Raw genomic sequence first — 12,289 nt, 5'->3', positions numbered from 1 at the left:
ATGGAAGCGGCGGGGCCGAAGGTCTTCCAGCACGAGCGTCTGTACATCCAGGTCGACCGGGGGATCGTCGAGGTCTTCCGGCGCAGCAACGTCATCGGGCCGTACCGCTACCCGCTGGCCTGGGTGACGGTGTACGCCGAGGCGCGTCGAGGGGGCCGGACCCGGCTGTGCTTCGGGATCGCCGAGGATCTGGGCGAACCGGTCTACGGGAGCGTGCCGAACTCCGGACCGGTGTTCTTCCGGCACGAGATCCCGGCCGCCGACGAGCCCCTCTACCGCGACTTCTTCACCGAGCTCGCCCACCTGGCCGACCGCCCGATCGCCTCGTAGAGTCGAAGCCGGGCAGTCGACGGCTATGGCCCCGACTCCGGCTGCCCGGGTTCGGTTGGGGTGCGGAGTTCGTGCGGATGGGCAGTAGATCCGGGTTGTTGAAGTACCTGGAGTCCTTGCCGTGGCCCCGGCCAGAGACGGTGCAGGTCCTGATCCATGACGAGGAGGATGACTGTTTCGGGCTGTGGGTGATCCACGACGGCAAGCTGGTGGAGATACCTCTTCCGCGCACGCGGCGGGCCTACTGGTCCGGACCGCGCGACGAAGAGTTCCCACCCGACCCCGGGATCCTGAGCAGGACGGACAGTCGCCCCATTGACTGGCCAGAGGAGATCGAGGGTGGCGACCGACCAGTCTCGGCCTCCGGCCTGGTGAGGGTGATCAGGCTCGAAGCCGGGTGACGACGGATGCTGCGGTCACGGTGCCGAGGAAGACGTACCCGCGCTTGTCGTAGCGAGTCGCCACGGCCCGTGCGTGTTTGAACTTGTTGATGGTCCGCTCGACGGTGTTGCGTTCTTGTACCGCTCTTCGTCGAAGCCTGGTGGCGTCCGCCGCGCGATCCTTTGCGGAGGCGGGTGGCCTGGCTGTCGCTTCTGGGGCGACACGGATTTCCCGTGACGCTGAACTGTCGGCCACACCGGGATCGGCGCCGGTCGTTCTCCCACAATTTCCGGGAGGTTGATTCGAGTGGCAGTCATCGCGCGACCTACCCAACCAACCGGCTGAAGCACTGGCGCGGAATCGCGACCCGATAGCAGATGTCAGTGGAAGCTCTTTCGGACAGTAGCGACCCGGGAATGATCAGTAGGTGCTGAACGGTCGGTCCGCGGCAGTCGCTCACGCGTCCGCCGCGGACCGGGGGCGGGTCAGCCGAAGACCTGTACTTCGGCGAGCGACAGGGGCCGGTCCGAGCCGACCAGTTGGACGCGGATGTAGCGTGCGTCGCGGCCGACGGGCAGGGTCAGCTTCTGGCCGACGGCGTCGGTCTGGTACGAGCTCCACACGCCGGGCTGGTTCTTGGTGGCCTCCGGATCCGTGGAGGTGAAGGGAGTGTCGGAGGCGAACACGTAGAAGTCGCGGAGCCGGTCGGAGCAGCAGTCCGTCCGGTTCGACAGTTCGATCGTGCCGACGGACTGGGGCTCGCCCATGTCGACCTGCCACCACGGGTTGGCGTCCAGTGGTTTGTCGGAGGTGTGGGTGACCGAGCCGGAGCCGAAGCTACCGCTGGTGTTTCCGTCGACGGCCTTACTGGCCTCGGTGCCGGCCTGAAGGGTGCTCGACTGGGTAGCGGGCTTGTCGAAGGCCAGGTTGATTCTCTGGTCGCCGTCTTGGTGGACGGAGAAGGTGGAGATCGCCGGGGGGAGTGCCCTGGACGCGGTGATCCGCAGCCGGAGCTTGGTGGTGGTGACCGGGTTCGGCAGCTTGAGGAGGCGGCGGTAGCCGATCGTGGTGCCGTTGCCGACTTCCTTCCAGGAGGTGCCGTCCCAGGCGTCCACGGCGAAGCCCGAGACGCGCTGTCCGACCTGGATGTTCTCCTGCAGGTTCACCACGTTGAACGTCTTCGCCCTGTGGAGGTTCAGCACGAGGTTCCCGGTGGTGGCGGTGGGCTGCCAGGCGGTGGCGTCGTCGGTGTCCAGCACGTTGCGAGGGTGGTTGCCCCTGGTGTTGGAGGTGCCCTTACCGTTCTGCGCCGACGCCCCTGCGGAGGTCTTGACCTGGACCGAGCGGATCCAGTCGCCGAACTCCTTCATCCGGGAGACCGCGTCGTCGGGGAACTGCCCGGTGTTGTCGGGTGCCACGTTCAGCAGCAGCTGGCAGTTCTTGCCCACCGAGTTGAGGTACATCTCCTTCAGCGTGTCCAGCGGGACGGGCCGGGCGTCCTGGTCCCAGAACCAGGATGGGGCCTGGAGCCGGCCGTCGCACTCGCCCGGTTGCCAGCGCAGCAGCTTCCAGCTACTGCTGCCGTTGGTCTGTTGTCCGAGTACCGCGTCGCTGCCCAGGTCGGCGGCTGTGTTGTAGCCGGGCACGCGCAGGATCGTGTCGGCTGCGGTCGCCGGATCGGCTGGGTCGCCCTTGTAGTCGGTGTTGTACGGGAGCGTGGACCATTCGCTCGTCCGGTGGGTGAGGCCGTCCTCGTTGCCGGACCAGCGGACGTCGGGACCGCCGTCCTGGAAGACGGCCGCGCCCGGCTGGAGGGTGCGGATCATGGTGACCCAGTCCGTGAAGTTGTACTTCTGGTTGGTGTTGGGCCAGGGATTGGCGCCGTCGAGCCATACCTCGCTGATCTCGCCGTACTTGGTGAGCAGCTCGTACAGGGTGTTCATGTAGTAGCGGTTGTAGTCGTCGGCGGTGAAGTTGAAGGTCGTGCCGTTCCCGATACCCTTGCTCGGGATCCGGGTGGGCTGCGGTGTGCTGCCGTTGCCGTACCGGCCGCCGTCGTCCCTGGTCTCGTACTCGTGGCCGTCCGCGGGGGAGAGGTAGAAGCCGACCTTGAGACCGTACTTGCGGGCCGAGTCGGTGAACTCCTTGAAGACGTCGCCCCGGCCGTTCCGCCAACTGCTGGAGGCCACCCCGTGATCGGAGTATTCCGAGGGGAACAGCAGCATCCCGTCGTGGTGCTTGGCGGTGAGGATGACCTTCTTGAAGCCCGCTTCCTTGAACGTCCTCGCCCACTGATCGGTGTCCAGGTGGGATGGGTTGAAAACGTCCGGGTCCTCAAGTCCCGACCCCCACTCCGCACCGGTGAAGGTGTTCGGGCCGAAGTGGACGAACCCGGTCAGCTCCTCCCGCTGCCACGCCAACTGCCTCGCCGACGGCGTGACGGACGCCGCCTTCTCAAGGATCTGCGCCTGCGTATCGGAGCTGTTGATCCCGACGACCGGATTCGGCGCCGCCACCGTCACGGGCGGCGCCTCGGGGTGTGCGGCCGCGGCGGCGTTGCCGCCGAGCGCCGCGAACATGCAGAGCGAAGCGATCACGGACCTCCACACGCGCCGGCTTGTGGCTGATTGACCGATGGGTCTCTTGGACATGCGTCCTGCTCCTCCGGATCGGGGTGGAGTGCATTGCCTCGGTGCGCGAACACGGTAGGACCAAAGACACATCCGATCAATACTTCCGACGCAACCGCCCCTCAGCCACATGTCCCCCGAAAACTTCAATGAAGCAATCAAATTAGTCGGACCATTTGCCCTGCGGTGACCATCGTTGGACCAATCGGCGCCGGCGGCGGCAGTGACACGGGTCGCTACAACGCCGCGTGCGTTGTCTCTCCCGGACGGGCTTCACGGCCCCGCGAACTGTGCCGCGGCCAGCGCCGGGGCCACCGCCGCCGAGGCCGTGGCCGCCCCCGAGCACTTCGTTGAGGGCCCCGGCAGCACGTGTGCTTGGGTTCAGGGTCGGCGGATGTCCAGGTGAGGATTCCGGTAGGCGCCGGGGAAAACCAGTAGTCAGTCCTCGTCAGCTCCGGCAACGCTCGCGAACCTGTCGAGCTGTCGCTGCAGACTGAGTTGCAGATGCTCCTCCATGGCCTCGGCCGCGCGCTGGGGGTCGCGTCTGAGCACCGCACGCAGGATCCGGTGGTGTTCCTGGATTGTCGCCGGGCTGTCACCTGCGATGGCGCTCAGACGGAAGAGATGCAGGTGCGAGTGGAGCCGCTCCACCGCTGCGGCCAGCAGTGTGCGCCCCGACGCGACCGCGAGCACATCATGACGTGATTCACCGGTTCGACGAGGTCAGCCTGGACGAATCCGCGCAGATCCGACTACCAAGATCCGGAACACTCACGGCCAGAGTCAACGAACTGGCTGCCAACGACGCGTTGACTGGCATGGATAGGGACTTCGCGACCGTCCCGTCATCACCTCGACTCCGGGGTACCGGACGGGGCAGCCTTGTGGGATCACCACAACGCCCTGCTTCCCTAGGTGAAATCCCCGCGCCTGGTGGGCCGTGTACAAGCGCCCACGTGCCCGCTCCACCGCCACGAGTCAGCAAGGGCCCCGACTCCAAGGACGGCCCAGCCTGCTCAACACAGGCAGCAAACCAGCCAGAACACCGTCCGACAGGGCCTGACGCCCCGTCAGTAAAGTCAGCATTGGGTCAGCATCAGGTCTACTAAAGCTGCTCACACACGACCGCACCTTGCAATCCCGGGCACACGCGACGGACGCTTCCAGAGAGGCGCGAGACCGATTCCGCTCTTGAGTAGGGGGCCGAGTTGCCGCAACTCAAGACACACCTGACCTGGCACACATCAATGCAGATCAGCGCACCCTTCCCCGCGGTTTAAGCGCCACAGGGGGCAGTTCAGGGGCCGGCAGCCGGCCTCCCTCGTACCCATGCACTTCCCCGAATCGAGCACCGGTCGCCCAGTCCGCACGCGCCTGTGCGATATCCTCATGGGACCGCCCGATGAAGTTCCACCACATGACGATCTCCTCCTCGAAGGGCTCGCCGCCGAGGAGCATGAGGCCCGCATCAGTGTCCGCACGCAAGGGGAGTTCGGTGCGGCCGCAGCCGAGGTAGAGCATGGAGCCCGGCAGCATGGGTACGCCGTCGACCTCGGCCTGGCCGGACATCGAGAGCACCGCATACTCGAAGTCGGGATCGAGCGGCAGGCGGGCCCCGGCGTCGGCGGAGAGCGACAGGTCGGCGCCGACGATCGGGGTGTACGCGGTGCCGGGCGAGGTGGCGCCGTCGAGTTCACCCAGGATCAGGGTGGCGGTGAGGCCGGCGGCGGTGACGGTCGGCAGTTCGGTGTGGTGCTGGAAGTGCGGTTCGATGTGACGGTGGGCATCCGGCAGGGCCACCCAGAGCTGGGCGCCGTGCAGAAACCTCGCGTGCGACTTCGGGCTCTCCTCGGAGTGACTGATGGCCCGGCCGGAGGTCATCAGTCCCAGCTCGCGCGGGCGGATCGTCCGGAGGCTGCCGAGGCTGTCCCGGTGCAGGACCTCGCCGTCGTGCAGCCAGCTGACCGTCTGGAGGCCCATGTGAGGGTGGGGCGGCACTTGCATCCCGGGTTCGCCGGCGATGTCGTCGGGGCCGTAGTGATCGACAAAGGCCCATGCGCCGACCATCCGGCGTCCCAGATTGGGCAGCAGCCTGCGGACTTCGGTGGACTCACCCAGCTGGACACGGCGAGGGGTGAGAAGTTCGCGTACGGGCTCGGCGACGACGAAGCCCCGTCCTCCGCAGACGGAGAGTGCGGCCTGGCGATCGAGATTGCTCATGACGCTCAACCTATTCCCGTGTGGGTCCGGGGTGCCGGTACCCACGCCGATTATTTAGTGGAATATTCAACCAGTGCGCCATGTTCCGGTGACTGGAGCATGGCTGAGCGTGTGGCTGGGTCAGGGGCAGGGCGGGTCCCGGAGCAATCCGGGGCGGTCCGCGAACAAGGAGGTCAGAGGTCAAGTGAGCGACACCTATTTCGAGTTCGGCACGGCCGCCGACCGCTGGGACCGTGCGCAGATGTTCTTCGAAGCGAAGGAGTACCTGACCGCGGCCCGGATTCTGGAAGGTCTCGTCGAGGAAGTACCGGAGCAGGTATCCCCGCGGCTGCTGCTGGCGCGGGCCTACTACCACTCGGCCCGGCTCGGCAGGGCCGAGACGGAGCTGCGGGCGGTTCTGGAGCGCGACCCGGTGGAGCCGTATGCCCGGCTGATGCTCGGCCGGACGCTTGAACGCCAGGGGCGGAGTGCGGAGGCGACGGGTCATCTGCGGATGGCGGCGGCGTTCTCCGGTGACCTGGACTTCGACGCGGACCGTACAGGGCTCTAGCGGTCGCGTGGGGCGTTCGACAGGCGGTTCAGCCATTCCGTCAGGAGGGCGCCCTCGGCCGCGCCGAGTGCCGGATCCGGCGACTGTCGCAGCAGCTCGTTCGGCCGGGCCGCGGTGGACGGCACGTGGGCCTCGGACACGGCGGCCCCGTGTCGTCCCCGTCGGCGGAGGCGCCGGACACATCCGGGGTGAAGACCGCAGCGTGTACGGCGTCGCGTACCCGCCGTGACACGCTCGCGTCGCTGAAGGTCGCGGGGCGGGCGACGAGCATCAGTGCCACGCCCACATTGGCCGACATCACCATCTGCACGGCCAGTTCGGGGGTCAGCCGCAGCTTGCCCACAGCCGCGGCCCGTTCCAGGTCCCTGGTGAGGATCCGGTGGGACTCAAGGGCCGCGGCCGGTGGCGCACGCATGGCCGGTGACCGCCCCGCCCTTGCGCAGACGGCGGGCCGACTGCTGGTGACGACGGCAAATCCGTCGGACGCCAGTCGCTCGGCGCTCTCGCGGCCGATGCCCCGGGATCCTCCGGTGACGATTGCTGCCCGGTGCGTGATGGTGTGCTGCTCGCTCATGACGGCGTCACCTGTCTCAGGTGGGCCGGTGGATTCCGTAACCCGGCGAGAGCAACGCCAACACCAACATCGTATCGACGCCACCTATGCCGCGTAACGGCGCTACGTCCACCGCTGCCCCGGTCCCTGCAAGCCCTCAGCAGGACTCCGCCAGAGTCCCCGCCCCGCTTCGGACGCTCCCGTCGGACAATCCGTATGCCTTCCACCCGCCCCGCGTGATACTTCAGTCGGTCATGACCGACCTTGAGACTCCCCGCCTCCTGCTCCGCCTGATGAGCGCCTCCGATGCCTTGCAGGTAATGGCGGGCAAGCCGGGAGACGGTGCTCGCTGGGCGCCCGGATACCCGTCCCCCGGTGAGATGGCCGCGGCCGAGCGCTTCCTCGGCACATACGCGACGACGGGTGATCCCAGCCCCTTCGGTTCGTACGAGATACGTCGCCGCGATGACGGAGAGGTGATCGGCGGGCTGGGATTCCATGGCGCTCCGGACGAGAACGGACACGTCACGATCGGCTACGGCCTCGTCCCCTCGGCTCAGGGCATGGGCTACGCCTCCGAGGCCCTGCGCGCACTGCTCCTGTTCGCCCGAGATCAGGGTGTGAGCTGCGTACACGGCGACACCGATCTGGACAACCTCGCGTCCCAGCACGTCATGACCTCGGTCGGCATGCGTCTGGTAAAGGAGGACGCGTTGCTGAAGCACTACCGGATCGACTGGGACCGGCGGGCCGACAAGTAGCCAACCGGCGGCCGTCGTCCCTCTCTGCACGGGCGGGCAGGTCCGACAGGACGGCGGAGCCCGCCGAGAAGGTCCCGGCGGGCTCCGCTGTTGTCCGGTGGTCAGTGGTGCGTCGGTCAGCCGGCCGCCGTGGCCGCCCGGTTCGCCCCACCGCTTGCGGCGGTGACGGTGCCGGCCCTCGGCACGAGGAGCCGTTCCGTCAGGTAGCCGAAGACGAGGCCGAACCGTCCGGCGTCACGGTCGCGCTGGGCTCTGGGTACGACAGCGCTGATCCGGTGACACTGCGGCTGGTGACAGGCCCGGACGCCGCGCCAACGATCGTGCGGCCATCACCAGCCACCGCCGCATACAGCCGGGCCTTCCAGAGCATTCACGGTTCGGTCAGCCGGTTCGGCGGGAGCGGGAGCGGGAGCGGGCCAGCCAACCGAGGGTGACGGCGATCAGGCCCACCAGCATGGCGACGTAGGCGCCGCCCAGCCCGTTGCCGGTGCCGAGACCCCCGTCGGCGGTGGCCGCGACCGACCAGCCGACGACCACGGCGATCAGACCCGCCACGAGAGCCGTGACGGCCCCGTTCCGCCGGGCCCAGGTGCCGATGCGACCCTGACCGGTGGGGCGGGCCAGGGCCAGGCCGCCATTGACCGCGCCGAGGAGGCCGACCAGCGCGGCAAAGGAGGATCCGATGCGGCCGACGCTCAGGGTGTAGACGCTTGCGGCGACCGGCTGGACACAGGGGTCCTCGGCCGCCGGTTCGGCGAGCGCGAGACCGCTGATCAGGGCGGCTCCGGCCACGACAAGCACAGTGCGGACTGACATGAGGTGCTCCTTCTCCTCACGGGAACTGGATCAGCATGTCCGCCTGACCCGCCCCTTGCCGTCGGCCCCTTCGAGAACTCATCCGATCAGCCCAACGAGGCGCCCCAGCAGCAGGAAACGGCAGGCCCGAGCCCCTCGGAACCTACCGGCGGGCTACTTGTTCCCTGGCGTCCGAGCCAGGACTACTGGGCCGTGACGGCTCGCCGCCCACGTGAGCGCGACAACGGCCGCACCGCGGTGCTGGAGCGCTTCGCCGCGGCGCTGGCGGAGACCACCATCGCAGTCACCCTGAGGCGCGGGCAGCTGGTCGTCGACCAGCGGCGTATCGCCCATGGCCGTACCGCGCAGGGACACCAGCTGGAGGCGTTGATCGGTTCACCGTTCCGGTCGCCGAACTGTGCCTCGATGTCGAAGCCCGCGTCGGCCAGGAACGCGTTGAGTGCGACTACATCGAGGAAGCGGAGACTTGCTCGATCGATGCGAAGCACGGTGCCGTCCGGCGCAGCCGTCGTCCCATGAAACGTCCCGTTCGAGTGAAGTGCAGAGAAGCACCGGTGACCAGAAAGGCCCTCATGCCACCCCGTCCGGGGAGCCGCCCGGGACGGGCGGCTCCCCGGACCCTACGCGTCGCGGTACGCCTCCAGCAGGCGCAGCCAAGCCTCGCTGATCGTCGGGTAGGCGGGGACGGCGTGCCACAGCCGGCCGATGGGGACCTCACCCGCCACCGCGATCGTCGCCGAGTGCAGCAGCTCGCCGATGCCCGGTCCCACGAAGGTGACACCGAGCAGGATCTCCCGGTCGAGGTCCACGATCATGCGGGCGCGGCCGCGGTAGCCGTCCGCGTACAGGCCGGAGCCCGCCACCGCCGCGAGGTCGTAATCGACGACGCGCACCCGGTGGCCGGCCTGCTCGGCCTCTGCGAGGGTGAGGCCGACCGAGCCGGCCTCGGGGTCGGTGAAGACGACCTGGGGGACGGCCGCGTGGTCGGCGGTGGCCGCGTGGGCGCCCCAGCGGTCGGTCTCCAGCAGCGGCACTCCCGCGGCGCGGGCGGCGATCACGGCGCCCGCGATACGCGCCTGGTACTTGCCCTGGTGAGTGAGGAGCGCCCGGTGGTTGACGTCGCCGACGGCGTAGAGCCAGGTGGTGCCTTCGACGAGGCAGCTGTCGTCGACGGTGAGCCAGGAGCCGGGCGTGAGGCCCACCGTCTCCAGACCCACGTCGTCGGTGCGCGGGGCGCGGCCGGTGGCGAAGAGGATCTCGTCGGCCTCGACGCGCTCGCCGTTGTCCAGTTCCGCGACCACCGGCCCGTCCGGGACCGTACGCCGTACGGAGGTCGCCGAGACTCCGGTACGGATGTCGGCGCCCGCCTCCGTCAGCGCCTGCGCGACCAGTTCGCCCGCGAAGGGTTCCATCTTCGGGAGGAGTCCCTTGCCGCGGATCAGCATCGTCACCCGGGCACCGAGGGCCTGCCAGACGGTGGCCATCTCCGCCCCGACCACGCCGCCTCCGACGATCACCAGGCGGCCGGGCACCTTCTTGGCGCTCGTCGCCTCCCGGCTGGTCCAGGGACGGACCCCCTCGATGCCGGGCAGGGCGGGGACGACGGCGCGGCTGCCGGTGCAGACGGCGACGGCCTGTCGGGCCGTGAGCCGGTGCACCGTGCCGTCGGGAGAGGTGACGGAGACGGTCTTCTCGCCGGTGAGCCGGCCCCGGCCGCGGTAGATGTCCGCTCCGATGCCCTCCAGCCAGGCGGCCTGTCCGTCGTCCTTCCAGTGCGAGGTGTACGCGTCGCGGCGGGCGAGGACCGCCGCCGCGTCGAGCGGTCCCTGGACGGCGTCGCTGAGGCCGGGCAGGCGGCGGGCGTCGGCGCGGGCGACGGCCGGCCGCAGCAGGGCCTTGCTGGGCATGCAGGCCCAGTAGGAGCACTCGCCGCCGATGAGTTCCGTCTCGACGACCGCCGTGCTCAGCCCGGCGGCACGCGCCCGGTCGGCAACGTTCTCACCCACCGGACCTGCTCCGATCACCACTACGTCGTATTCGGCGTTCAGGGAAGCTTCTGTCATGGGAACAGTCTGATCGCGGGTGTGCGCGGCGGCCACATGGGCAGGCGGAATAGCGCACGTACCGGCACGGTTGTGCCGAACAGGTCCGAGCGGGCAGAGGAAGAGGTAGCAGAGTATGAGCACCGTTGAGCTCACCAAGGAAAACTTCGATCAGGTCGTCAGTGACAACGACTTCGTCCTGATCGACTTCTGGGCTTCCTGGTGCGGCCCGTGCAGGCAGTTCGCGCCGGTCTACGACGCGGCGTCGGAGCGCCACGACGACCTGGTCTTCGCCAAGGTCGACACCGAGGCGCAGCAGGAGTTGGCGGCGGCCTTCGAGGTCCGTTCCATTCCCACGCTGATGATCGTCCGGGACAACGTGGCGGTGTTCGCTCAGCCGGGGGCGCTGCCGGAGACGGCGCTGGAGGATGTCATCGGACAGGCCAGGAAGCTGGACATGGACGAGGTCCGCAAGTCCATCGAGAACCAGCAGAAGGAGCAGAAGTAGGCTCCACGCGCGCATGAGCGGGGTGAGGGGCCCGACCGGACCGCGGACGCGGACCGGTCGGGCCCTTTTCCGTGACATCGGCGGCCTGCGCGGCCTCAGCCGCCGGCGCTGCTGTCGGCACCGTTGTCGGCGCTGCTGTCGTCGTCGGCGTTCTTCTCCTTGATCCGGACCGAGAGGCCGTAGTCCAGTTCGGCGCCGTCGACCAGCAGGGCCTCGACCGCGTGCGTCGCCGGGTCGATGTCCGCAACGACGCCTTCACCCGAATAGCGGGGGTAACCCGATGCTCCCGTCTCGCCGGTCGCCGCCACGACCGCCGAGCGGATGGCGCCACTGTTCCCGGCGGCTTCGGTGGTGTCCTCGACGTGTTCGGGGACCAGCAGGATCTCGTAACTCTGCGGATGGCTCATGGTCATGACGCTAGGCAAGCGGCACGCGGTGCGCACTTTGCCGCGCTGTCGTGCGGACCCGGCGGCTCAGCTGGATTCGCGGTGGACCGTCCTGGCCCGGAGCAGGTCGTGGTGCTCGGGGGCGCTGCCGGGGTGCCGCACCAGCCGGTGGACGAGATCCGCCAGCGGCTGTGCCGCGGCCATCTCCAGCCGTACGCTGCTGAGCCGGGGCCGCAGCAGCCTGCCGAGCATCAGGTCGTCGGCACCGATCACGGCCGTCTCGCGGGGCACCTCAATGCCCGCGTCCTGAAGGGCCCGCATCAGGAGCATCGCGTATGCGTCGTTGTACGCGAAGACGGCGTCGAGGCCCAGGGTGCGCCAGCGGGCGGCCAGCCGGTCGGCCGACTCCTCCTCGTACCGCAGCGGCAGCGGTTCGATGACGGCCCCTTGGCTCTGCGCGGCCTGCCGGGCCCCGGTCAGCCGGGGTTGGGCGAACAGGCCGAGGCCGCCTTCCTCGGGCATGATCACGCCGATGCGACGCCGGCCGCGCGCCAGCAGATGCCCGATCGCGACGCTGCCGACCTTCCGCTGGTCCATGAGCAGCGCGTGGGCGCCGTCCACCGGTCGCGGGCCGAGGGTGATGACGGCCTTGGCTCCGGCTCGTCTGAGTACGGATATGCCCTGCGGGGTGAGGGCGATCGTGCCGGGTGCGATGACGGCGACGGGACGGAGTTCGGCCCAGGCGCGGGGTGCGTCGTCGGCGTCCAGGCCGGTGCTGCCGTACTGGACCACCGTGTAGTCGAGGCGGCGCAGCCCGGATTCCAGTTCGTGGACGAAGCGTTGGTGGAGCGGATCGGCCGGGAAGTTCACGGTGGGCAGCACCACCATGCGGGTGTGCCCGGCGCGCAGGCTGCGGGCCGCTGCGTGCGGTACGTACCCCAGCTCGGCAGCGGCCTCCCTGACCCGGCGGCGGGTGGGCTCGCTGATCCGCACGGTCGCGATGTCGTTCAGTACGTAGGACACGGTGGCCCGGGAGACTCCGGCGAGCCGTGCCACGTCGGCACTGGTCGGAACGGGGCCTTCGGTGGGCTGATTCGGTAACTGGCTCATGG

At 68.9% G+C, this 12,289-nt stretch carries 12 protein-coding genes and 2 pseudogenes; 6 read left to right on the top strand and 8 right to left on the bottom strand.

What is annotated here, in order from left to right; translation table 11 throughout:
- The gene (locus tag ACFVV1_RS29450; protein WP_389995256.1) at nt 1-330 is read left to right on the top strand and encodes a hypothetical protein; all 330 of its coding nucleotides are present in this window, start codon (nt 1-3) and stop codon (nt 328-330) included.
- A gap of 77 nt (nt 331-407) precedes the next feature.
- Nucleotides 408-731, top strand: a complete 324-nt coding sequence (locus ACFVV1_RS29445) for a hypothetical protein (protein ID WP_389995254.1) — start codon at nt 408-410, stop codon at nt 729-731.
- A gap of 465 nt (nt 732-1,196) precedes the next feature.
- Here ACFVV1_RS29445 and ACFVV1_RS29440 read toward each other — a convergent pair whose 3' ends face one another.
- The 3 genes and pseudogenes from ACFVV1_RS29440 to ACFVV1_RS29430 form a co-directional block, all read right to left on the bottom strand.
- Nucleotides 1,197-3,308, bottom strand: coding sequence for an alpha-L-fucosidase (locus ACFVV1_RS29440; protein WP_389995251.1), 2,112 nt, complete (start codon nt 3,306-3,308; stop codon nt 1,197-1,199).
- A 471-nt stretch (nt 3,309-3,779) separates the two neighbouring features.
- Nucleotides 3,780-4,040, bottom strand: a pseudogene (locus ACFVV1_RS29435) (FCD domain-containing protein); the annotation flags it as partial.
- A gap of 555 nt (nt 4,041-4,595) precedes the next feature.
- The gene (locus ACFVV1_RS29430) at nt 4,596-5,561 is read right to left on the bottom strand and encodes a pirin family protein (RefSeq protein WP_389995249.1); all 966 of its coding nucleotides are present in this window, start codon (nt 5,559-5,561) and stop codon (nt 4,596-4,598) included.
- A 184-nt stretch (nt 5,562-5,745) separates the two neighbouring features.
- On the opposite strand from ACFVV1_RS29430, the gene ACFVV1_RS29425 reads away from it, so the two are divergent.
- Nucleotides 5,746-6,111 (top strand): tetratricopeptide repeat protein, encoded by a 366-nt coding sequence (locus tag ACFVV1_RS29425; RefSeq protein ID WP_389995245.1) that lies wholly within the window; start codon nt 5,746-5,748, stop codon nt 6,109-6,111.
- A gap of 457 nt (nt 6,112-6,568) precedes the next feature.
- On the opposite strand, the pseudogene ACFVV1_RS29420 reads toward ACFVV1_RS29425, so the two are convergent.
- Nucleotides 6,569-6,685: pseudogene (locus ACFVV1_RS29420) on the bottom strand (SDR family NAD(P)-dependent oxidoreductase); the annotation flags it as partial.
- A gap of 233 nt (nt 6,686-6,918) precedes the next feature.
- Between ACFVV1_RS29420 and ACFVV1_RS29415 the strand changes: the two are divergent.
- The gene (locus tag ACFVV1_RS29415) at nt 6,919-7,425 is read left to right on the top strand and encodes a GNAT family N-acetyltransferase (protein ID WP_389995242.1); all 507 of its coding nucleotides are present in this window, start codon (nt 6,919-6,921) and stop codon (nt 7,423-7,425) included.
- 381 nt (nt 7,426-7,806) lie between these two features.
- On the opposite strand, the gene ACFVV1_RS29410 is transcribed toward ACFVV1_RS29415, so the two are convergent.
- Complete coding sequence (locus ACFVV1_RS29410) at nt 7,807-8,241, bottom strand: DUF6223 family protein (protein ID WP_389995240.1); 435 nt, start codon at nt 8,239-8,241, stop codon at nt 7,807-7,809.
- Nucleotides 8,242-8,433: 192 nt separating this feature from the next.
- Between ACFVV1_RS29410 and ACFVV1_RS29405 the strand changes: the two genes are divergently transcribed.
- Nucleotides 8,434-8,760, top strand: coding sequence for a hypothetical protein (locus tag ACFVV1_RS29405; RefSeq protein WP_389995238.1), 327 nt, complete (start codon nt 8,434-8,436; stop codon nt 8,758-8,760).
- A gap of 101 nt (nt 8,761-8,861) precedes the next feature.
- Here the strand turns inward: ACFVV1_RS29405 and ACFVV1_RS29400 are convergent, their stop codons facing one another.
- Nucleotides 8,862-10,304, bottom strand: coding sequence for a dihydrolipoyl dehydrogenase family protein (locus ACFVV1_RS29400; RefSeq protein WP_389995236.1), 1,443 nt, complete (start codon nt 10,302-10,304; stop codon nt 8,862-8,864).
- Between the two features lie 115 nt (nt 10,305-10,419).
- Here ACFVV1_RS29400 and trxA point away from each other — a divergent pair, with 115 nt between their 5' ends.
- Nucleotides 10,420-10,791, top strand: a complete 372-nt coding sequence (trxA, locus tag ACFVV1_RS29395; protein ID WP_389995234.1) for a thioredoxin — start codon at nt 10,420-10,422, stop codon at nt 10,789-10,791.
- 95 nt (nt 10,792-10,886) lie between these two features.
- Here trxA and ACFVV1_RS29390 read toward each other — a convergent pair whose 3' ends face one another.
- Both ACFVV1_RS29390 and ACFVV1_RS29385 read right to left on the bottom strand, forming a co-directional pair.
- Complete coding sequence (locus ACFVV1_RS29390; RefSeq protein ID WP_389995231.1) at nt 10,887-11,198, bottom strand: hypothetical protein; 312 nt, start codon at nt 11,196-11,198, stop codon at nt 10,887-10,889.
- 66 nt (nt 11,199-11,264) lie between these two features.
- Nucleotides 11,265-12,287: a LacI family DNA-binding transcriptional regulator gene (locus tag ACFVV1_RS29385; protein WP_389995229.1), complete on the bottom strand. Its 1,023-nt coding sequence runs from the start codon at nt 12,285-12,287 to the stop codon at nt 11,265-11,267.
- Nucleotides 12,288-12,289: the final 2 nt, after the last annotated feature.

Origin of the sequence: Streptomyces sp. NPDC058092 (genome assembly GCF_042884935.1) — a bacterium.
GTDB lineage: Bacteria > Actinomycetota > Actinomycetes > Streptomycetales > Streptomycetaceae > Streptomyces.
Note: the sequence above shows the minus strand (reverse complement) of the source record. Positions and strands in the feature narration are given on the sequence as shown.